A 21827-nucleotide genomic window follows, 5' to 3' on the forward strand; every position below is an offset into this window, starting at 1 on the left:
TATTTGAGCTTAATTTAATACAAATTAATAAATAAGCGGAATTTCTCCGCTTATTTATCGCCTTGAATGCTTAACCTGATTCCTTAACCCATAAGTGCGGCCTCTCATATTTAATAGTATTATTTTGTTTTTGCAAAAACGCATGTATCTCTCAGTTCCTTGCTTTCCACTGAGATACCATCATTTTTCAAGATTCCCTCAAGGGTAAAACCTAATTTTTCTGGAATTGCACGACTTTTGGTATTTCGTGAATCACAACGAATCTCAACACGTTTAGCATGAAGTTCTGTAAAGGCAAATTTCGTAATTGCCTCAGTCGATTCGGTTATATATCCCCTGCCAGAAAACCGAGTATCTATCCAATAGCCTATTTCAAACTTCGGTACATCCCAATTAATTCTATGCAGCCCGGATGAACCAATAAATTCACCGGTTTCCTTATCGAATAGATGTAATCTTAAATCCTCACGTGTTATAAACTTTGCAATACTATCTCTTATGTTCGCTTCTACATCTTGCTCTGTTTGATTCGTATGTGCCCATGGCATCCACGGTTTTAGTTCATTCAATGACGCTTGTATTGCTTTATAAACATATTTCCCATCACCTGGGAAGGGCTTACGGATTAACAACCTTTCTGAGGTAAACTCCTCTGGAAATTCTATTAAACTAGGATTCATTTTGTCTCCCCCTTTTAAAACTTTGAATCTTCATGAAGTCCATTTTCTCTTTTCTTGTTCGACTTTGAGCTTCATAAACCCTCCATGAGGACCATTTTTTTATTTCCCTTTTCTTTTGGGCTTAGTGAAGGTCTATATTAAAAGACCCTTCCAAAAGGAAGAGTCTCCACAAAAATATTAATATGCTTTTGCCCAATAAACCATTTTATCAGCTTCTTTTCCACAACATACACATGTAGTAGAAACCTGTTCTTGTTCAAAAGGAATACATCTAGAAGTAGCTGTTGTTTCCTCTTTGATTTTTTCCTCACATGCAAGCTCGCCGCACCACATAGCTTTAATGAAGCCTGGTTTTGCTTCAAGCTCTTCTTTTAATTCAGGAAGAGTTGTTGCCACAGAGGTTCTCTCTTCACGGTGATTCAATGCTTTGTTATATAAGTTAGCTTGTATATCATCAAGTAATTCCACAAGCTTTGTTTCTAATTGATCTAAAGGAACAAATACTTTTTCTAATGTATCCCTTCTTACCAACACAACTTGCTTGTTTTCAATATCTTTTGGTCCAACTTCTAGACGAACTGGAATCCCCTTCATTTCGTACTCATTGAATTTCCAGCCTGGCTTTTTATCACTTGCATCAATATCCACGCGGGCAACTTGACCTAGAGATTTTTTCAAATCATAAGCAAAATCAAGTACTCCTTCTTTGTGCTGAGCGATTGGCACAATCATAACCTGAGTTGGCGCCGCTTTTGGAGGAATAACTAAACCACGGTCATCACCATGAACCATAATTAACGCACCGATGATTCTTGTTGTAAAGCCCCATGATGTTTGGTGTACATACTGAAGCTTTCCTTCTTTATCGGTATATTGGATATTGAATGCTTCCGCAAAACCTGTACCAAAATGATGAGACGTCCCTGACTGCAGTGCTTTACCATCATGCATTAAGCTTTCAATGGTAAAAGTAGCTTTGGCACCAGCAAATTTTTCTTTTTCTGTCTTCTGACCTTTTACTACTGGAATAGCAAGAATCTCTTCACAAATCGCTGCATATACATTCAGCATTTTGATTGTTTCTTCCATTGCCTCTTCATCGGTTGCATGTGCGGTGTGACCTTCCTGCCATAAAAACTCTAATGTCCGTAAGAAAGGACGAGTTGTTTTTTCCCAGCGGACTACGTTTGCCCATTGATTATAAAGCTTTGGTAAATCCCTGTATGAATGAATGATATTGCTATAATGCTCGCAGAAAAGAACCTCTGAAGTTGGGCGCACGACTAAACGCTCAGTAAGCTCTTCAGAACCGCCATGGGTAACCCACGCAACTTCAGGTGCAAAGCCCTCGACATGATCCTTTTCTTTTTGAAGCAAGCTTTCAGGGATAAATAATGGCATATAGACATTTTCATGTCCTGTTTCTTTAATACGGCGGTCCAGTTCGTTTTTAATATTATCCCAAAGGGCATATCCGTAAGGGCGAATAATCATTGATCCGCGTACGCTTGAATAGTCAATTAAGTCTGCTTTTGTTACAACATCGGTATACCACTGGGCGAAATCCTCGTCCATACTGGTAACATCTTTTACAAATTCCTTAGCCATTTTGACACCTCATTATTTTTTTGATGGCTGTGTTAAATAAGGCTGTTGATTTGCGTTCCAGGCGCTACGCTTTCCGCGGGCTCGCCCGTGAGCCTCCTCGGTCGTTCCGACCTGCGGGGTCTCACTCAGCTCGTGCATCCCGCAGGACTTTGAATTTTCTTCCTCGAATTTGCCCACGCACGAAGAAAATGCGATAGCATTTTCGAGGAGTCGAGCGCCTTCCACTCCAATCAACAGGTTCAAAAAACAACAGTATTCGATAACACAGCCTTTTGAATATAAAAAGGCCTTGGCCCCAAAAAGGGACCAAGACCTGGCGATACCACCCTAAATTCATAAAGCAAATGCTTTATACTCTCGACATGATAACGGATTTTATCCGCATGTATCTTCAAAATGGATCCGATACAGAACTCCGAGGCAGGTTCAAATGTCTGTCTTAAGAAACCTTTCACCAATGGTTTCCTCTCTTTGTAAGACACCTTACATTTTACTAATCCTCATCACAGTTTCAAATAGTATTTTTGAAAAAATTATATATTTCTAATAGACAAATGTCAAATATTATTATGGAAAAATATTCTGATTACATTCTTACTTGGCTTTATTTCTAGCTTGGATATCGGTTACAATTAGGAAGAATGAGGTGATTTCCTTGAAAAGTGAAGATATGAATGAGATTGATCAGGAACAAGAAGAAAAACGATACTTACTTGACCTAATGAGGATGCAAAATGAAGCGTTAAAAAGAATCTTTAAAAACACCATAGATAATGAAAAAAACAATAATTCCAAAGGACGTTTCTAACGTCTCAGATTGTCGAGGAAGATATTTCTCGGCATTTTTATATTTCCAGCACCTCTGCATTGACCCAAATTATTTGCATACCAGGCTTCGGGCACTCCAGCACCCTCCATTGACCCAAATCTCATTTCATGTCAGGCTTCGGGCACTCCAGCACCTCTGCATTGACCCAAATTTCTTTTCATGTCAGGCTTCGGGCACTCCAGCACCCTCCATTGACCCAAATTTCTTTTCATGTCAGGCTTCGGGCACTCCAGCACCTCTGCATTGACCCAAATTTCTTTTCATGTCAGGCTTCGGGCACTCCAGCACCTCTGCATTGACCCAAATTATTTGCATACCAGGCTTCGGGCACTCCAGCACCTCTGCATTGACCCAAATTACTTTGCATACGAGGCTTCGGGCACTCCAGCACCTCTGCATTGACCCAAATTTCTTTTCATGTCAGGCTTCGGGCACTCCAGCACCTCTGCATTGACCCAAATTACTTTGCATACGAGGCTTCGGGCACTCCAGCACTTCTGCATTGACCCAAATTACTTTTCATGTCAGGCTTCGGGCACTCCAGCACCTCTGCATTGACCCAAATTACTTTTCATGTCAGGCTTCGGGCACTCCCGCACCTCTGCATTGAAAATAATGTCTGTCGAGACTTTCTAACAGCCTGGGATGTTGCTAACGTCTTTTTTTATTTCCCCAAGAGTTTTTTTCATTAAACGTTCATAAACTACACCGAAATGACAATCTTTATTTTTATTAATGCATTTATAATGTACATATATTGTTTATTAATAGTTAGAGGAGATTGTTACATGTATATATTATCGATTTTCACAATAGTTTTGATGGCTTTATTGACTGGCTATTCAATTTTCCTTTTACATCGGAAGAAACATAAAATAGCCAAACTTTCAGGTACGATGGTCGTCACCGTCCTGACAATGATGGGAGGCCTTTTATCCGGTTACATCAGCGGAATACTTTCGGGAGAGTTATTTTTCCCTGTTGGCTTAGGTACCTTAATCGGTTTCGTCCTAGGTTTTATAGCCGGTCAGCCTATTGGGATTTTGGCGATATTAAGCGGATCGGTTTCCGGTATCGTAAGTGGAATTATTGGTGCCCTTCTAGGTGCAATTCTTCAGTTCGATAACCCAACCATTATGCTTGGGATATTACTAGGTTTATATGTTATTATTATTGGTCTTGTTATTTTATTTATCATCGTTGATACAAATGGTAAATTTTCACTTGATACGCAAGGGATTTCACCGTTTAATATTTTTTCAGCAGGACTTGTTCTGATAGCATTATTTTTATTTTTATACAGCAGTGATCTTGTTAAGATTCCTGGTGAGGACAAAGCACAAGCACAGGAGACAAATTCTCCTACTGCAAAAACAGAACTCGATTTAACAAATGAAACCAACCCTACAATAGACATGATGGTAACACCGACTGGTTATTCACCAAATGTGATTAAAGTTAAAAAAGGTGTACCAGTGAAATTAAACATTACAAATCCAGGTGACAATAGCTGTTTTTCAACCTTTATGATGCCGGATTTCAATTTAAATAATGTAAATCTAAAGGCTGGTTCTACCAACTTAACCTTTACCCCTGACAAAGAAGGAGAATATACCTTTACTTGTGGGATGAATATGTTTAAAGGAACTGTTATTGTTGAGTAAATTAGGAAAGCACTCTGAGGGGATTAAATCTAGATAATATTTATTAATGGGATAGGGATAGTTAGTCCAGCAATATAGACTAACTATCCTTTTTTTGTATATATGCGTTTGGAAAAACTCCCCAATCATGGGGTTTATATCAACCACTGCTTTCTTTCGTTGAAAGCAAAATAACTGCCTTTATTAATTAATCTAGTTTACTAAATCAGTTTAGTTTGTTTACCACCTTCAATATCTTTCCCAAAGGACAAAATAAGTAACATCAGTTGGATTTTTTTACCATCAATAATACTAAAGACCTAGAAGATAATATATTTGTCTACCTGGTGAGATTACAAGTAGATACACTTGGAGGTGCATTACCATAATCGGAATGTTATTCTTCATAGTTCTTTTGTTAACTATTGCAATAGGGGTTTTCTTTATGGGCAGAAAGAGAAATAACCCTATTCCTGCAATAGAAACAACACCCAAACCATTTTCAAACAATCAATTTAAGGAGGAATTCGCTTTGGAAGAAAAAACGAAGGTTATTAAAGAAAGAGTTAAAACTGCAGAAAATGCTAAAATTGAAAGAGTGGCAGCTGCAAAGGCTGAGGAAGAAATTGCTGTTGAGCTTGCACCGTTAAAAAGCCAAATTCAGTCAATTCAAAACACCCTAAATCAACTTAATTCAGACAACCAGCAATCTACAATGTCATCTGGTGGGCAAAGTCAGAATCAGAATGAATCAAATGACCTATTAAACCAACTGCAACAGTTTAGTTCACAAGCTCAACAACAACAGCATAAAACTTTTCAACAATTGCAACAATCCGTTCACCAAGCTGCTCAAACGTTAACTGGTGTAGAACAATCAATTCAATCCATTAATATGTTAAACCAAATCACTCAACAAATTAATCAAACACAACAACAATTACAACAGCAACAAGGGCAAGGGCAAGTTCAAGGGCAAGCAGGGCAAATGAATAATCAATCATACCAGCAATAAATTTTTTAAACGTAGCTGATACCCTATGCTATCAGCTACGTTTTTTATTCAATGTATAAAAAATTATTATTGGTTTTACTATGTCCACAATTATATATTTAATGTATTATTCCAAATGGAAATTACTGATTAATTTTTGTTGCGCAATATGAGCCACAAGTACATTTAGAAGTATTAATTAACCTGTTTCGCAGCGCGCTTCTTTTTTATATATGAGTAGAATGATTATCTATTAACGTATCATTACTCTTTTTAAATGGCCACCAGTTCGCTTCGCCAAATGTTTTAACCATTACTGGGACAAACAATGGAAGGATAACCAGTGCATATAAAGAGAGTCCGATTAATAAAATGGCTGCAATTTGAAGTAATGATAATACACCCGCCGGCATCATCGCAGCGAAAGTACCGCCCAAAATGACAGCGGCAGAGATAATAACCGTTCCCATTTTCTTCATTGAGATGAGAATTGCTTGTTCTACTGGCAGATGTTTAAACTCATTAAATCGGTCCATTAAGAAAATACTGTAGTCAATTCCGAGTGCGATTAAAATAACAAATGCAAAAAACGGAACGGCCCAGCTAATACCTGAATAGCCTAAAATATTTACAAATAAAACCTCTGCAAGTGCCATTGAAGTAAAATACGTTAAGATTAATGAGCCAATCAAGTATAAAGGCATTATGATGGAACGGAACAGAATGATTAGAATGATGGTAATCCCAATTAGCATAAGCACTACTGTTCGAGAATAGTCAGCCTCTGAAATATTATCTAGGTCATGGTGCATACTTGATACACCGCCTACTGCAATTTCTGCATTTTCAAGCTTCGTATCCTTTACGATTCGCTCCACTGTTTCCTTAATTTCAGGAACTGTATTAAGAGCTTCATTGGAGTAAGGGTTCTTGTTAAAGACTACATCAATCGTCATTACTTTACGATCTTTTGACATATAGGTATCTAATACCTGCTCAAAGTCTTTGCCATCGAGTACCTCTTGTGGAATAAAGAAACCATTTTGCTCTTGTTCAGATACTCCCGCTAGATACTCCTGCGCAGACTCCAAGCCATCAGACACTTGATTTAAGCCATCAGCGCTTTGCGTTAAACCATCTGTCAGCACAGTAATTTGACCGCTCATGTCCTTAAAGCCAGTTAAGATCTGCTGTTGACCACTATTTAACCCATTTAGACCAATGGAAAACTGAGGCAGACTATCAACGATTTGTCCTTGGCCATTTCCCATCGTGTAAAGTCCTGATTCAATCTCTGCTAAACCTTTTAAGAGATCTTCCATTCCTTTCACAAGTGCTTCCTGACCTGCAATGGCTTCTGAGAATTTACCATTAGCAAAGCTAATTCCTTCCTGAGCACCCTTTAGTCCTGCGTTCAATTGATTCATGCTTCCTGCTAATTCTGCTGTTGCCACCTGAGACCCTTGGATGGTCATTTTAATAGCTTGATAGTTTTGATTTTGCCCAATATCACTATAATCACTTTCTAAATTAGCAAGGTATTGATTTGCTGCTGATAAGGATGCATTTAAATCACTTAAACCCTTAGCAACTTTTTCATAGTTTCCTTCGAGTGTAGTTAATCCCTCGGCGGCTTGTTTGTACCCCTCAAGCAGCTGTTTACTACCCGCCAAAACTTCGGCAGATTTAGTCTTGATAACCGCTAGACCTTCTTTTACCTGAGTTGTTCCGGCTGCACCTTGCTTTAATCCATCTTCAATTTTTGCAAGGTTTTCTTGAATGGTTCCCATTCCTGTCTGCAGCTGGGTTGTTCCGGAAATCAATCGACTGATTCCATCGACAGCCTCATTCATTTTGGGCTGATTGGCAGCGAGCTGGCTGCCGGCATCGGCAAGACCGCTGCTAATCTGTTCAATTCCGTCATTCCCCTGACCAAGACCGTCCTCAAGACTTTTTACTTGCTCAGAAATATATAAATCATCAATGGTTTCACCAGTCGGACGGGTTACCGAACGGACTGCGTCAACATCGCTGATTTTATTTAGCTCTTGGCTGATTTTTTCCGTTAGAGCAATATATTCAGAAGAATTCAATTCGTCATCATTTTTAATAACAATTTGTGTAGGCATGGATTCACCAGGACCGAATCCATCGGCAATAATATTAAATCCTTTAATAGAATTGAACTCATCACCAATTTCTTCTAGAGAGTTAAAAGACAATTCCCCATCGTAGGTGAATAATGCTGGAACAGAAATGGCAGCTACAATGAATAACGCAATTAAAGGACGTGCTAAAGCAAAGCTGCCAACAAATCCCCAAAATTTACTTTCACCATGTTCAAGTTTACCCTTAGATGGCCAGAATAATTTCTTCCCTAAGACAGCCATAAAAAACGGAACAATGGTGAACAGACCTACTAGCAATAATGCTACACCAATCGCTACGGCAGCAGCGGACTGATAAAGTACAAAGGTTGAAAAACCAATCGATGCAAATCCAATCATAACGGCTAAACCGCTGAAGAAGACGGTTTTTCCGGCATTACGATAGGTTATAACAATTGCCTCTACAACACTGTCATTCTTAGACATTTCCTCTTTAAAACGACTAAGCAGCAAGATACAATAATCGGTCCCAATACCAAACAATACGGCAACCAAGAATATTTGGGTAAAAGTTGATAATGGGAAATTCACTTTATCTACTAAAATAGCAACAATCGATTGTGCCGCTAAATAGCTGAATCCGACCGTTACTAACGGAATAATTGGAGCAATTGCCGATTTAAACACAAGCAATAGCACAATTAAAATGAAAACAACGGTAATTCCTTCAGTCTTCTTGAGACCTTCTTGTGAGTTTGTTACAAGATCCTCTGAAATTAGCCAGTTGCCTGTATAATAATGGGCTAATTCCACATTATTCAGGGCATTATATAACGCATTTGTAATTTCCTTTGCTTCACGGTCATTTGCTGTTACGTTCAATGAAACAAGGATTGTTTTCCCATCCGCTGATACAAGCTGTTCCTTCAATTCTTCTTGATTGAAATGGGTAAGAATTGAAGTTATCCCCAATTCACTCTTGTTTTTTTCGAGCTGTTGAATAGCTTTTTCTGCCTTTGAAAAATCTTTTTCCGTTAACTTTTTATCACTATGGAAGACCAAAGCTGTTTGTAATTCATTCCCGCTATTTTCACTAGACTGGACATCGCTTAAAATTCCCTCCGCTATTGTAGAAGAATAGCCTTCGGGAACGCTAATTTGCCCTTTCTCACGGACAAGTTGTTCCATATTTGGTGAAGACATAAAGAGAACAGCAATGACTGCGATCCATGCCAGAAGGACAAACCATTTTCCTTTAATAATCGCTCTCACGTTTTACTCCCCCACTTCTTCCTTTTTCATGTTGGTTAATATTAGGGCTAATTTCTCATAGGTATTGATAAAATTTGTAATTTCCGTTTCATCAAATTGGGTGATAAACGACTCTACTAAAAGGTGCACTTTTTCCTGCGTTTTTTGGTGCAGTTCTTTACCTTTATCACTTAAGGTGAGATAAACAACTCTTCGATCGTTTTCATCACGGGTTCTTTCAATCAGACCCCTGTCAGCTAAACGGTTGATGATAGCGGTAATCGCACTTTTATTGACTTCAAAGGCCTCGGCCAATTCGGACGACGTACACTCCTTTGACTTCTGAATGTGTCCGATAATATAGTGTTGATCAATCGTTAGGTCTTCTTCTATCTGACTTTTAATTAAAGACTCTGCTTTCTTATTAACATCAAAAGAAACGGCCACATAACGGCAAATTAATTCCTCAATAATTTTTTTATCCATCGTTCATTTCTCATCTCACTTTTTAAAATTAGTTAAACTATTTAACTATTCATTTGTTTAACTATATGTTATCTCTAATTTGGCGTCAATAAAAAAAGGTCAGCTTTTTGCTAACCTTTTCAACTTATTTTGCTTGATAAATTTTGATTTATTCTTTGGGGTAGAGAATCTCATCGATTATTCCATATTGTTTGGCTTCTTCTGCACTCATAAAGTAGTCACGATCAGTATCTTTGGCTACTTTTTCAACACTTTGACCTGTTCTTTCGGCAATAATTTGATTGATATGCTCCCGTAATTTTAAGATCCGTTTTGCAGAGATTTCTATTTCTGTTGCCTGCCCCCTGACACCTCCAAGCGGCTGATGAATCATGATCTCACTATTTGGCAAGGCATATCGTTTTCCCTTCGTTCCAGCCAATAGTAACATGGCACCAAACGATGCAGCCATTCCTGTACATATTGTTCTGACATCAGGCTTAATGTATTGCATGGTATCAAAGATGGCAAACCCTGCTGAGGTCGAGCCGCCTGGACTGTTGATATAGAGGGAGATTTCTTTTTCGGGTGCGTCGGCTGCTAAAAATAATAATTGGGCTACTACGCTATTCGCGGTATGGTCATTAATTTCTTCACCAATAATAATGATTCGGTCTTTTAATAGACGAGAATATATATCATAAGATCGTTCACCACGGTTGGACTGTTCAATCACATATGGAATTGTACTCATATTTAAATCCTCCTAAAAAGCAAGTTATTGGCTATGCAGCAATACAGAGAGTGCTTAAAGGAGCTGAAGCTTTGAATGGGGCTGTTTTTCTGAAAACTGCCGTAGGAGCATCGATCATTATTCTAATGGAAGGTATCGCTTCAATCAGGACTGTTGGGTCCTGGTTGACCAGTGAATCATGAAAAAGATTCCAAAGCTGTTCACGTTCCTCATCTTCCCAAAATGAATCAGGAGAAAAGGGCTCCCGTTCATTTGCGATACGTTTTTTGGCACGGTTTAGACTGGCTTTTACAGCCATTTCTGTCGTATTTAATATTTCTGCTATTTCCTTCGATTGATATTGAAAAGCTTCTTTTAAAAGAAAAATGATTGCTTGCCGTGGAGTAAAGGTGTCCAATAACAAATCCACTGAAGCAATGGTATCTCCCACTGATGAATAGTTCTCCTCTCGTATTTGTCCATTAGTCATTTGTTCGTTTTTTCTTTTACGAAGAATATCCATCCAATGATTATGGGCAATTTTATTTAATAAGGAAGGAGTTAATCTCTCCTGGCTATAATAGGAGATAGCTTTCATCATTGCCTCTTGAGCTAAATCGTCCCCATCCCATTTGCTCTGGGTAAGGAAATAACAATATTTCTGTAGTTTAAGGTAATATTCATCCCTTAAGGAATCTTCATACCTTTCATCTTGCTGTACAGCTCCTAAGGTGTACAGGCTAAGTTTGTTAGTCATTATTTTCACTCCCTTAACACTCTCTACACTTTAAACGTTTCAACTGAATAAAAAGATACGGGTAGAAAAACTTTTTCTTATTTTCTACTATATACAATTTTGAAACTTTTTAGCGCTTGTTTCGTAAAAGTAGTCTGTAGGAAAAATTTAAATCTGGAGAATTCGTTCTTCTACATTGGCTGCTTTATAATAAAATATGAATAGTAAACATGATTAGGAGTGAAATACGTGGGAGTTACACTTAGTAAAGGACAAAAAGTTGATTTAACAAAGTCACATCCTGGTCTGAAAAATGTTGTAGTAGGTTTAGGATGGGATATTGCACATAATGGTTCTAACTTTGACTTAGATGCCTCCACCTTTTTATTAGGATCAACTGGAAAAGTTCAAAGCGACCAGGATTTTATTTTTTATAATAATCCATCTGGCGGTAATGGCTCGATTAATTACAGCGGGGATAACCGAAGTGGCGCTGGCGAACGGGATGACGAACAAATTCGAATTGATTTACAAAGAGTGCCAGGTCACATCCATCGAATTGCTTTCACCATTACGATTCATGACGCTCAAATGAAGCAGCAGAATTTCGGACAAATCTCCAATTCATATGTGCGCATTTTCAATGAACAAACAAATGAGGAACTGCTTCGTTTTAACCTTGGCAGAGATTTTACCGTTGAAACGGCAATTGTTGCTGCAGAACTTTACCGCCATAACGGAGAATGGAAATTTAATGCGATTGCGAGCGGTTTTCAAGGTGGACTAGCTGCTTTATGCCGCAATTTCGGCGTAAGTGTGGATGACCCAGCACCAGCAACCACACCGCCTGTTCAACAAAATTTATTTAATAACAACCAAAATCAATTTAACACTCAGAATCAATATAACAACCAAAATCAAGGTAACAATCAACAATCATATAATCAAAATTCCTACAGCTCTAATCCATACCAACAGAACCAACAGCAGCAGCGAATCCATTTACAGCCCGAATCATCCTATTCGCAGCCGGCTTTTGGATATCCAACTCAAACCTCACACGGAAGCACCAATCGTACATATGGGGATGATATTCATTGCCCGCGCTGTAGTTCATCTAATGTTCGTACTGGACAAAAGGGATTTGGTTTGGGCAAAGCGGCGATTGGCGGTTTAATTCTTGGGCCTGTCGGTTTGCTTGGTGGATTTATTGGAAAGAATCAGTTGAAATTAACTTGTAACAGCTGCGGCAACTCATGGTCCCCAAATCAAACAGACTATGCAGAATGGGCAAATCAATCAAAGAGAAAAGCTCAAGAATTATTTAATCGTTACAAGAGTCAGGACGTATTAGAAGCAGTCGTAGCCGCTTGTGCATTGGTTTCTATGGCAGACGGATATTTAGATGCAATGGAACGACAAAAAATGGTTGAATTTATTAATTCTAGTGAAGAGTTACGCGTATTTGATAGTAACAAAGTCCTTCAGAGATTTAATTACTATGTATCCAAAATTGAAACTGATCGTATGATTGGCAGAGCAGAAGCTTTCCGTGCACTTGGAAAAATAAGATCCAAGCCTGAAATTGCCCGTTTAGTGGCTCGTTACTGTATTGCGATTGGCTATGCAGACGGCAATTTTGACCACAATGAAATGCAAATGGTCAGCGATATTTGCCGCGAACTCGGCTTAAATCCTGGTGAGTTTCTTTCATAATATTAGGCTGTGTTAAAATAGGCTGTTGATTTGCGCTCCATGCGCTACGCTTTCCGCGGGCTCGCCCGTGAGCCTCCTCGGTCGTCCCGACCTGCGGGGTCTCACTCAGCTCGTACATCCCGCAGGAGTCGAGCGCCCTCCGCTCCAATCAACAGGTTCTAAAATCAATAGTTTTCATTAACACAGCCAAAAATTAAAAACCTCAATCCGCCAATTTGGATTGAGGTTTTTTCATATATATTATTGCCAGACTCGTTTGTTTTCTACTCGTTTTGTTAGAGCTTTGGAGTCTAATCGTTCTAGAAATGGGATCATATACTTTCGTGAAAGGTCTAGGATTTCTTTCGCGTTGCCCACTTCAAATTCTTCCCCTGTACCCCTTCGTAGTTTTTCGACTGCTTCTTTAAAGACGTCCCCATGGTAGGCAAATTGCTCGTCCAAATGGACGACATATTCCTGTTCTTCAAGGAACCGTTTCAAATCAGCCTCTAAATGATCAGGTATACCAGAATCTGAAAAATAATCCTTATAATAACGTACCTTCATTCCGTCCTTCTTTAGTACACTCAGCATGTTGTCAGTACGCTTTTGCCAGCTTTTTGGTACATGCGGCACAAAGTCTGTTAACGAAACATACTGTCCTTTTCGATTAAATGTACCATTAGCAATCCCGTTTTCAACCACAAAATCAAGTAGCGATTTTGAGAATCGTTTTTGCATGGATTGCAAAAGCTCAGCCTTATTCAAACCAAGTTTCATGGTATGCGTTTGATGGAATTCTTGTAGACGGTCATAGATGTCTTCCTCAATTGAATTGATTAACATCTTGAGTGTATACTCTTTACCGTTGTATAAAACAAAATCATCATCTTCTAGGAACTCATTCAATGTTTCTTCATCCAGCGCTGTGCGTTTTATTAATTCACCCAGCGTTATACTTTTTGCTTCAAAGATGGCAGCCGTAATCCGTTCCTTTGATGAACCTACTTTTTTCTTTTCCAATTCTTCAATCGTTTGATTACCGAATCGATATTTATTTCCTCTCGGATCGATGACCCATCCGCCGCCAATTGTTTCTTGCGGGCTTGGACGTCGTAAAATAAAGCGATCTCCTCGTTTAGTAAGAATTTCTTCTTCCAAACGAAGCTGGCATAATATTTCACCATTCTCTTCTTTGAGCTCATTCCTGTCAAAAAAGACAATACGTCCCATTACCTCTGTTGTGCCAATATGAAGCTTTATCGGCATCCTTTGCTTAACCATATGTTCAAGATCCTCCACCACTCGTATCGCTACATCCACTGTTTTTGTAACGATAAAATGCTCTGACGAAACCAAAACATCACCACGTTCCAAGTCCTCTTTCGAAACTCCTGAAAGATTAATGGCCGTTCGCTGACCGGCATATGCCTTTTGCGCTTGCTTATGATGTACCTGAATCTGCCTCGCTTTTACTTCCAAACCTTCTGGCATGATTCTAAGTGTTTGTCCCTCTTCTACCGTCCCTTCGTAGACCGTTCCACGAACAACAGTCCCCTGGCCCTTTACAGTAAATACCTGGTCTATCGGCAGACGGAAGGCCCCTTTTGCATCTCTCATTTCTTGCTCTTTAAGAGTTGTAATGATTAAATCTTTTAATTCCTCAATACCCTTTTTGGATAGGCTGTCTACTAAAACAAACGGCGCACCCTCAAAGACGCTGCCTTTTAGTTCTTCTAAAATATCATCTTTTACAAGCTCAATAAATTCTTCATCGACCCGGTCAATTTTTGAAATCGCAACCAGCCCATTTTTCACGCCTAAAAACTTTAAAATGTCCAAATGCTCTCGTGTTTGTGGCATTACGCCTTCGTCTGCTGCCACAACCAAAACAACTAAGTCAATCCCAGCAACCCCAGCGATCATTTGCCGAATAAAGCGCTCATGTCCTGGAACGTCAATCACCGAAATTTGAATTTCCTGATCCTCATATAATGGAGCAAATCCGAGTTCGATCGAGATTTGTCGTTCTTTTTCTTCTTTTAATCGATCTGTGTCCACGTTGGTCAAGGCTTTTGTTAATGAAGTTTTACCATGATCAATATGTCCTGCCATGCCTATTGTAAAATATCTTTTTTCCAAAGTTGCCACCTGCTTTTTAAGGTCTTCCATTTTACTTTATCGTTAAAGGTCTCATAGTTCAAGCGAACTTTATTAGACAGTTAGACTAGCTCCAATTGCACCGCAATATTCTCCTCTATCCAAAAACACCGAAGTTAAACCTACCATATTCAAATAATAATCTAGACCCTTTTTCAATGAAGGATTTCCATTTATTGCGGTTCCGATAATAAGCACACTGTTAACTTGATGAATTGCAGCAGCTTGGGACGTTAACAATACAATGGTTTCAGCAATCATATTGGAAAGTGATGCTAATCGGTCTGCCTCCGTATGGTCTTGTTTCTTACCCTTAGCGAAGTTCGCAGCTGTTAAGTCACCTTCTATGGGACTCTCAGCTGATTCGTAAATATCCTTAACTAGAATATCGACCTTACCTTTATTTCCTTCTTCTGCGAGAACGGTAAGCAGTTGATAGTCCTGAACTTGGGTTAATAAAGAACCGAGACCAGTAAATGTGCCACCGCCCATTCCACTGCCAAGAATTCGCTCCGCCTTCTCCCCCTTCACAACATGCCACGAGGTTCCTGTTCCGATATTCACGATTAAATAGTTATCTGCTATACTTTTATTTTCTTTTTCTAGTAAAAAGCGTGCGCCTTCACATGTAGATTGAAATTCAGGAATTACCACGCTGTCTTGAAAATACTTATTTTGTAAAGTATTAGCTTTACCGCCGGTCAATGAAACTTTTAAAGAGGGAGCTACCATTTTAAGCCATGAAATAGCGGAATCCATCTTGTTTATTGAAATTTTTTTGAAATGCATTCTCCCATTTTCTTGATAAACGATTTTGATTAATGAACCTCCTGCGTCAATTCCTGCCGTTATCTGTTGCATCCTGCCCACTCCTTCAAAACGACTGATATAATATTACTTATTTGACATCAATCAACAATAATCCTGCTTTTCATTTCACCAATCCTCCACATTCAATCCGTTCAAAAGCTCTATTATTGTGCTATGTTTTAGGAAAGAATTCTATTACAACAAAGGAAGATACCAAATGAAAAGAATTGCTTGGCCTATTGTTATAGGACTGACCCTGCTAGTGGGATGTCAGAATGATGAACCAAAAGCAGAACCAAAACCATCAACCGTACAAAATCAACAAAAGGCATCAGCCAAAAGTGATACAAACACCACTTTCCCCTATCCAAACTTATTATCTGAAAGTGGTCAATACTTTTCACTATTAGTCATTGGTGATCAAGATAACCACATTGAAAGCAACAGCAAAATCACGGAGAAGGTAAAAGATATACTGAGCTTGCCCGAACTCGATATGGCTAAGAAAGCTTATCCAGATTTAAAAATTAAGACAGAACCAACTTATATTCTCTTTGATCAGGCAGGGGTTCTTCACCAATCAGATGATTTAGAAGAGCTAACAACCTATTTAGAGCAAAATACTCCAAAATAAAAAACCAGAATCAATTTCTGGTTTTTTCTTGTTTAAATTCCAATAACGTACCTATAAGCCAATTCTAAATCATTCATGCTAGCCTAGAGTGGTTGCCCCTTTTATAATTTACCGATATGATAATTACTATAAAAAATTAGGAGGCTGTCCCATGTCTGCATTGGTATTTATGGCGCTTTATCGTCCGAATCCTGGAAAAGAGAATGAATTGAAAGAAATACTAAAATCACATATCCCCGTTCTTCGGGAAGAAGGTTTGCTGACAGAACGAGAGTTATTAACGCTTCAAGCAGAGGATGGAACCATAATAGAAATCGCGGAATGGAAGTCAAGTGAGGCAATTGACAAAGCCCACCAATCAGAAAGAGTAATGGCTGTATGGAATAAAATAGGTGCTGCCGCTGAACTAACAAATCTATCATCCCTTACAGAATCACAGTATCCTTTTCCAAATTTCAAAGCTATTTAGGTCCTAACCAAAAATGAGTGCCCATCTCCTTTATTGTTCGAAGGGATGGGCACTCATTTATTAAAAAAGTTATTTAATTATAAACTCTGTTCGGCTATAGCCTTCTTTCGTCTTTATAACTTCTAAAATTGCTGGTATTGCATTTTTAAGCTCTTGAACATGCGAGATAACGCCAATCATCCGACCAGATTGCTGCAGGTCAATTAAAGTGTCAATCGCCTTATTCAATGATTCTTCATCTAACGAACCGAAACCTTCATCAATAAACATTGTGTCAATCGAAACGCCGCCCTGGAAGCTCTGAATGACATCAGCCATACCAAGAGCAAGGCACAATGAAGCATTAAACTTTTCCCCGCCTGATAAGGTTTTTACATCACGTGTTTGACCTGTGTATGCATCTAACACATCAAGACCAAGACCACTTTGCCTGCCGCGAGCCTCTTGACGTTCACTACGTTGCAAGATAAATTGGCCGTTTGATAGGTGCTTCAATCGCTCGTTGGCTGCAATAATAATTTGTTCCAGATACTCAATTTGTAAGTAACGTTCAAATGATATTTTACTGTTATTTTGTCCTCTGACAGCATCAAACAAATCGGTGATCATATTCATTTGCTTTTCCAAAGCGGAGACACTTTCTTCAGCAGATAATATTTTGTTTCTTAATTCCATTGCTTTATTTCGATAACCTTCAGAATCACTAAACGATTTTAAAGCTAGGTCGCGTTCATTTTTCATTGCTGTTAATTCATTCGTAAGCAAATCTAAATCAGCTTTTGTTTTATCCTTCAGTTCTTCTTGAAGTTCAGTGATTTGCTGCTTCAGTGTTTCAATAGTTTTCTTAAAATCTTCAATTGAAGCTTTTAGTTGCTGGCGATCTGCATCAGATATCTTTGCACTTAAATATTCTTCTTCTGAGGCAAATTGAGCATCATGCAATTGGGAGGCGAATTGGGTTTCTGAACGATCCTTTTTCTCGCTACTCTCTTGTAATTGTGTTTGTGCACTAGAATAATAGGCAGATGCTTTTGTTTCTTCTTCCTTTGAATGCTGCAGCTGCTTTTGTGCTGACTCCCATTCTTTCTCAAGCTTTTCTTTTTGAGTTTGTGCTTCAGCGATTTTACGTTGTAACGCTGCTAAATTTCGAATTTCCTCTGGAATCCGACCGATTTTTTCATCATAAATCGCTTTTTCTCTGACAAAAAGAGTTTCCTTTTTTTGAAGGTCTGAAGAAACTTGATCCTTATTTTTTTCAAGTTGCTTAAGTTCTTTTTCTAACAGCTCAAGTGATTCCTTTAAAGATTTGATTTTTTCCTTATCTGCTAGAAGCCCATCTACTTCTTTCTTGAGCTCTTGTCCTTCTATAACAATTGTAGTGTAAATTTTCTGCGCATCCTCAATCCTAAATCCTTTATTCGTTACTTCTTTTGCTTTGGCTTCAAGCTGTTCTTTATTAGATTTCAAACTTGCTGCTGCATCACGATACAAACCGTCTGATTGATTAAAATCCTTCTTAACCATTTCAAGCTCGTCTTTCGAAGGAACTGCATCTTGACCGTTTGCCTTGTTAGGATGATCACTACTTCCACAAACTGGGCACGGCTTTCCATCATGTAAATGCGCAGCAAGAATACTCGCTTGACCACTAAACCATAACGCCTCAAGCTTATCGTATTTTTCCTTCTTTCCTAGAAAAATTTCTTTCTTTCCGATAAAATCTTGCTGTAGTTTTGCTTGTTTTTGGCAAGATTTAAGGTAGTCCTGTATGATAACGACTTGTTCCCGCAATTCATGTAAGGTTTGTTGTTTAGAAGGTAGTTCATCAACTAAATTTTCAATCTCCTTAATATTTGCAGTGAAACTTTCCTTTTCACCATTTTTCACACTAATGTTTCTTTCCATTCCATCAAGAACACTTGCAAGCTGCTTTACTTCTTTATCAATTGTCAATAGTTGAGTTTTTTTATGATCAATCTCCTGTACAGTGGGTAAGAATTCTTTCAAACGATCAACAGACCGAGCGATTTCCTCCCGCTCCTCTTTTCGCTGTTCCTCAATTTTATACGTATTTTGAGCAATTTCACGCTGCTCCATCGCTTTTTTAAGTGCTAGTTCAGCAGCATGTAAAGCATGTTTTTTCGTGTTTTCATCTTTTCGCCAATCGTTTACTTGATTTTCATAGGCTACAATTTTACTAGCCCTTTCCGCTTTTTCATATTGCTTTTCTTTTTCCTTCATGCGGGGAACCTGCAAAGACCATTCATGAAGCTTAGCTTCTTTCCCTTCAAGATCCAGAAAACGATCATTTAATGCCTTTGTCTGATGGTAGTCCTCGAGCTTTTGGTTATATTCACTTTCTGCTTTCTCCGAACGCTCTTTATTGACCATCATTTCTAATTGGTAAAAGTCAGTTTCAACATCTAAACCGTCAATGATTTGATGTGTATTATAATTTGCCTGGGAAAGCACTTCAGATAGCTTTGATACCTCACGAATCGGAAGTGTGGCTTGGATGTCTTTAATATAACGGTCTACCATGGATGCTTCACTTTTATACTCTTCCTCAGCAGCTTTTTTTCTGTCTTTTAGGCGTTCACTAATCCATTTATAGGGTTCCGTTTTAAAAATTTTCCGAAGAATCTCTTCTTTATTTTCCGTTTGTGAAGTTAATAGCTTTCGAAATTCACCTTGTGGAAGCATGACAATTTGGCTAAACTGATCCTGTGTTAAACCAACAATTTCTTCCACCCTTTTATTGATCTCAGAAACGATTTGTCGGTCTACACAAGGAATCTCACCGTCTGCTGTTTTTTCAAAAAATTCGTACTGCTCTCCAGTCGCCCCTTTGTTACCCTTTTTCACATGCGACAGCTGTCTCTTAATCCGATACTGCTTATTGTGAAGTTCAAATTCCAGCTCAACGGAGGTATGAACATCGTCCTTCGCAAAATCACTTCGCATCATCTTTGAATCGCTGCGGTCTTCTCCACTTGCTGATCCATAAAGAGCAAAACAAATCGCATCAAAAATCGTCGTCTTTCCGGCACCTGTGTTACCTGAAACAACAAATAATCGGTTATCCTTCAACTCAGAAAAATCAATCACTTCACGATCCCTGTATGGTCCAAATGCCGTAATCGTTATTTTTAGAGGTTTCATTATTACTCTCCTTTCTCTGCTGGGTTTGTTGTAACTGCAACCTTTTCCTTCGAAGGATAAGAAGAATGTTCACTATCCTTTTGTAAGAGTTCTTGTAGGACGTCTAGAAAAATCGTTTCCGTCTCTTCAGTCAGAGCTGTTCCTTTTACTTCCTGGTAAAAAGCTTTAAACAAAGATAGATCATCCATTTTAGTTCTTGCTATTTTTTCCGTCCCTTCTCCATCCATTACGAGAGAAGCTTGGATTAACCGCTCAACATGCATCGCATTTGGATAAACCGAACGAACCTTCTCCATCGGCATAAGAATTGGTGTTTCATCTAATAATCGAACAAATACATAATCTTCATTTGTCGGGTGCTTTAAGAGGTCTTCCATTTTTGCCTCAACCGTTCTTATATCTCGAGCTGGTGTTAACAACCGTTTTTCAAGGGTAACATTGCCAGAACCATCCATTTCGACGATGAAAAAACCCTTCTTATGCTTTTCCTCTGAAATGGAATATTTAAGAGGTGAACCAGCATATTGAATACAATCATTTAACACAAAATGGGCTTGGTGCAAATGCCCTAGTGCTGTATAGTGAAATTTCTCAAAGTGGGCAGCACTAACATGCTCAGCTCCGCCTATCGCAAGTGGTCGTTCTGATTCGCTCGTATTTTCCTCTTTTTCTCCGGATGGTGTCACAAACGCATGTCCAACAAAAACGTGGCGCACTTTCTCGTCCATTATCGCTGCAATTTCATCGGTAATTTTTTTCATCGCATCATTATGAGTCTTAATTTCTTCATCTTCAAACACGTATCGAATCATACTTGGGTCTGCATAGGGTATTAAATGAAAATGTACCTCCCCATGTTCATCTCTAAGTACAACTGGTTCTAAGTCCTTTGAAATCTGGCCAACCATATGATAACCGTTCGACTTCATCATCTTGCTGCCAAAATGAAGACGGGTTGGACTATCATGATTCCCTGCAATGGCCAATACTGGTGTGTTTAATTTCAAAACAATTGTCTCTAGCACTTCATCTAATAAATTCACAGCCTCAGTTGGGGGTACCCCGCGATCATACAAATCCCCTGCAATAATCACTGCATCTGGCTTTTCTTCTTCAATCGCTTTGACAAACTCCTGAAGAACATGGCGCTGATCTTCCGTCATATAAACATTTTGAACCAACTTCCCTAAATGCCAGTCAGCAGTATGGAAAAACTTCATTAGACTTGTCCCCTTTTATGTTTAATAATTTTATTGGCAAAATTGTTTTCTTTTCACGGATCTTTTTTTCTCAATACTACTATTATAGCAAAATACCATCTTTTGTGAGGTTGGAAATGGTAGAAATAACAGGTAATACTGGGTAGAGTTTTTTTAGTTAGGCTGTGTTAAACCAGGCTGTTGATTTACGCTCCAATCAACAGGTTCTAAAATCACCAGATACCCCTAACACAGCCTTATTTAAACGCAAAAAACAGCCCGACACTTTGGTCGGGCTGTTAAATCATTGGCTTCTTAAATTACTTTTTAGTTACGTTAGCAGCTTGTGGTCCACGAGCACCTTCAACAACTTCGAAAGATACTTCTTGACCTTCTTCTAAAGTTTTGAAACCTTCTGTTTGGATAGCAGAATAGTGAACGAATACATCGTTTCCATCTTCAGCTTCGATAAATCCGAAACCTTTTTCTGAGTTGAACCATTTTACTTTACCGTTTTTCATGTAAAAAAATCCCCCTATTGGCTTATAGTAAGCCTGTGTAAAATTCACCAAATTACAACGTGATAGCTTTACTTCCACTTTCTTATCCAAACTTCAGTTAAAACTTGAACAAGCTTTTGTAACATAAATC

The 21827-nt window shown here is 38.6% G+C and carries 17 protein-coding genes and 1 other annotated feature; of the genes, 6 read left to right on the forward strand and 11 right to left on the reverse strand.

Features of this window, described 5'->3' with window-relative positions:
- Positions 1-119 precede the first annotated feature (119 nt).
- Both ABC255_RS18870 and proS read right to left on the reverse strand, forming a co-directional pair.
- Positions 120-680 carry a GNAT family N-acetyltransferase gene (locus ABC255_RS18870; protein ID WP_412995891.1) on the reverse strand — a complete coding sequence of 187 codons (561 nt, stop codon included), beginning with the start codon at positions 678-680 and terminating at the stop codon, positions 120-122.
- Positions 681-857: 177 nt separating this feature from the next.
- Positions 858-2288 (reverse strand): proline--tRNA ligase, encoded by a 1431-nt coding sequence (gene proS / locus ABC255_RS18875; RefSeq protein WP_412995893.1) that lies wholly within the window; start codon positions 2286-2288, stop codon positions 858-860.
- Between the two features lie 298 nt (positions 2289-2586).
- Positions 2587-2804: a binding site (T-box leader), on the reverse strand.
- A gap of 139 nt (positions 2805-2943) precedes the next feature.
- Here proS and ABC255_RS18880 point away from each other — a divergent pair.
- The 3 genes from ABC255_RS18880 (at position 2944) to ABC255_RS18890 (ending at position 5775) form a co-directional block, all read left to right on the forward strand.
- Positions 2944-3096, forward strand: a complete 153-nt coding sequence (locus ABC255_RS18880; protein ID WP_412995895.1) for a hypothetical protein — start codon at positions 2944-2946, stop codon at positions 3094-3096.
- A gap of 809 nt (positions 3097-3905) precedes the next feature.
- Entirely contained in the window at positions 3906-4781 is an 876-nt protein-coding gene (locus ABC255_RS18885; protein WP_412995897.1) for a cupredoxin domain-containing protein, read from the forward strand.
- Between the two features lie 424 nt (positions 4782-5205).
- A complete protein-coding gene (locus ABC255_RS18890) occupies positions 5206-5775 on the forward strand; it encodes a hypothetical protein (RefSeq protein ID WP_412995899.1) in 570 nt (189 codons plus the stop codon).
- Between the two features lie 206 nt (positions 5776-5981).
- Here ABC255_RS18890 and ABC255_RS18895 read toward each other — a convergent pair whose 3' ends face one another.
- From ABC255_RS18895 to ABC255_RS18910, 4 genes are all read right to left on the reverse strand, one after another.
- Entirely contained in the window at positions 5982-9134 is a 3153-nt protein-coding gene (locus ABC255_RS18895; RefSeq protein WP_412995901.1) for an MMPL family transporter, read from the reverse strand.
- A 3-nt stretch (positions 9135-9137) separates the two neighbouring features.
- Positions 9138-9599: a MarR family winged helix-turn-helix transcriptional regulator gene (locus tag ABC255_RS18900; RefSeq protein ID WP_412995903.1), complete on the reverse strand. Its 462-nt coding sequence runs from the start codon at positions 9597-9599 to the stop codon at positions 9138-9140.
- Positions 9600-9747: 148 nt separating this feature from the next.
- Positions 9748-10332: an ATP-dependent Clp endopeptidase proteolytic subunit ClpP gene (gene clpP / locus ABC255_RS18905; protein WP_412995905.1), complete on the reverse strand. Its 585-nt coding sequence runs from the start codon at positions 10330-10332 to the stop codon at positions 9748-9750.
- Between the two features lie 31 nt (positions 10333-10363).
- Complete coding sequence (locus tag ABC255_RS18910; RefSeq protein WP_412995907.1) at positions 10364-11068, reverse strand: sigma-70 family RNA polymerase sigma factor; 705 nt, start codon at positions 11066-11068, stop codon at positions 10364-10366.
- Positions 11069-11296: 228 nt separating this feature from the next.
- Between ABC255_RS18910 and ABC255_RS18915 the strand changes: the two genes are divergently transcribed.
- Complete coding sequence (locus ABC255_RS18915; protein WP_412995909.1) at positions 11297-12763, forward strand: TerD family protein; 1467 nt, start codon at positions 11297-11299, stop codon at positions 12761-12763.
- A gap of 240 nt (positions 12764-13003) precedes the next feature.
- Here ABC255_RS18915 and selB read toward each other — a convergent pair whose 3' ends face one another.
- Positions 13004-14914, reverse strand: a complete 1911-nt coding sequence (selB, locus tag ABC255_RS18920) for a selenocysteine-specific translation elongation factor (RefSeq protein WP_412995911.1) — start codon at positions 14912-14914, stop codon at positions 13004-13006.
- Positions 14915-14956: 42 nt separating this feature from the next.
- Positions 14957-15763 carry a type II pantothenate kinase gene (gene coaW, locus ABC255_RS18925; RefSeq protein WP_412995913.1) on the reverse strand — a complete coding sequence of 269 codons (807 nt, stop codon included), beginning with the start codon at positions 15761-15763 and terminating at the stop codon, positions 14957-14959.
- Between the two features lie 166 nt (positions 15764-15929).
- On the opposite strand from coaW, the gene ABC255_RS18930 reads away from it, so the two are divergent.
- Both ABC255_RS18930 and ABC255_RS18935 read left to right on the forward strand, forming a co-directional pair.
- The gene (locus ABC255_RS18930; RefSeq protein WP_412995915.1) at positions 15930-16346 is read left to right on the forward strand and encodes a hypothetical protein; all 417 of its coding nucleotides are present in this window, start codon (positions 15930-15932) and stop codon (positions 16344-16346) included.
- A gap of 151 nt (positions 16347-16497) precedes the next feature.
- The gene (locus tag ABC255_RS18935; protein ID WP_412995917.1) at positions 16498-16815 is read left to right on the forward strand and encodes an antibiotic biosynthesis monooxygenase; all 318 of its coding nucleotides are present in this window, start codon (positions 16498-16500) and stop codon (positions 16813-16815) included.
- A gap of 69 nt (positions 16816-16884) precedes the next feature.
- Here the strand turns inward: ABC255_RS18935 and ABC255_RS18940 are convergent, their stop codons facing one another.
- The 3 genes from ABC255_RS18940 to ABC255_RS18950 form a co-directional block, all read right to left on the reverse strand.
- Positions 16885-19977: an AAA family ATPase gene (locus ABC255_RS18940; protein ID WP_412995919.1), complete on the reverse strand. Its 3093-nt coding sequence runs from the start codon at positions 19975-19977 to the stop codon at positions 16885-16887.
- A 2-nt stretch (positions 19978-19979) separates the two neighbouring features.
- Positions 19980-21197: an exonuclease SbcCD subunit D gene (locus tag ABC255_RS18945; protein WP_412995921.1), complete on the reverse strand. Its 1218-nt coding sequence runs from the start codon at positions 21195-21197 to the stop codon at positions 19980-19982.
- Positions 21198-21496: 299 nt separating this feature from the next.
- Entirely contained in the window at positions 21497-21697 is a 201-nt protein-coding gene (locus ABC255_RS18950; protein WP_007083969.1) for a cold-shock protein, read from the reverse strand.
- Between the last annotated feature and the right edge of the window lie 130 nt (positions 21698-21827).

Origin of the sequence: Neobacillus canaveralius (assembly GCF_047237705.1) — a bacterium.
GTDB lineage: Bacteria > Bacillota > Bacilli > Bacillales > Cytobacillaceae > Neobacillus > Neobacillus niacini_K.

What these genes read in the sequence shown, in the direction of transcription:
- ABC255_RS18870 (WP_412995891.1), bottom strand. Translation starts at nt 680, where the DNA reads ATGAATCCTAGTTTAATAGAATTTCCAGAGGAGTTTACCTCAGAAAGG.
- proS (WP_412995893.1), bottom strand. Translation starts at nt 2,288, where the DNA reads ATGGCTAAGGAATTTGTAAAAGATGTTACCAGTATGGACGAGGATTTC.
- ABC255_RS18885 (WP_412995897.1), top strand. Translation starts at nt 3,906, where the DNA reads ATGTATATATTATCGATTTTCACAATAGTTTTGATGGCTTTATTGACT.
- ABC255_RS18890 (WP_412995899.1), top strand. Translation starts at nt 5,206, where the DNA reads ATGGGCAGAAAGAGAAATAACCCTATTCCTGCAATAGAAACAACACCC.
- ABC255_RS18900 (WP_412995903.1), bottom strand. Translation starts at nt 9,599, where the DNA reads ATGGATAAAAAAATTATTGAGGAATTAATTTGCCGTTATGTGGCCGTT.
- clpP (WP_412995905.1), bottom strand. Translation starts at nt 10,332, where the DNA reads ATGAGTACAATTCCATATGTGATTGAACAGTCCAACCGTGGTGAACGA.
- ABC255_RS18910 (WP_412995907.1), bottom strand. Translation starts at nt 11,068, where the DNA reads ATGACTAACAAACTTAGCCTGTACACCTTAGGAGCTGTACAGCAAGAT.
- selB (WP_412995911.1), bottom strand. Translation starts at nt 14,914, where the DNA reads ATGGAAGACCTTAAAAAGCAGGTGGCAACTTTGGAAAAAAGATATTTT.
- coaW (WP_412995913.1), bottom strand. Translation starts at nt 15,763, where the DNA reads ATGCAACAGATAACGGCAGGAATTGACGCAGGAGGTTCATTAATCAAA.
- ABC255_RS18930 (WP_412995915.1), top strand. Translation starts at nt 15,930, where the DNA reads ATGAAAAGAATTGCTTGGCCTATTGTTATAGGACTGACCCTGCTAGTG.
- ABC255_RS18935 (WP_412995917.1), top strand. Translation starts at nt 16,498, where the DNA reads ATGTCTGCATTGGTATTTATGGCGCTTTATCGTCCGAATCCTGGAAAA.
- ABC255_RS18940 (WP_412995919.1), bottom strand. Translation starts at nt 19,977, where the DNA reads ATGAAACCTCTAAAAATAACGATTACGGCATTTGGACCATACAGGGAT.
- ABC255_RS18945 (WP_412995921.1), bottom strand. Translation starts at nt 21,197, where the DNA reads ATGAAGTTTTTCCATACTGCTGACTGGCATTTAGGGAAGTTGGTTCAA.
- ABC255_RS18950 (WP_007083969.1), bottom strand. Translation starts at nt 21,697, where the DNA reads ATGAAAAACGGTAAAGTAAAATGGTTCAACTCAGAAAAAGGTTTCGGA.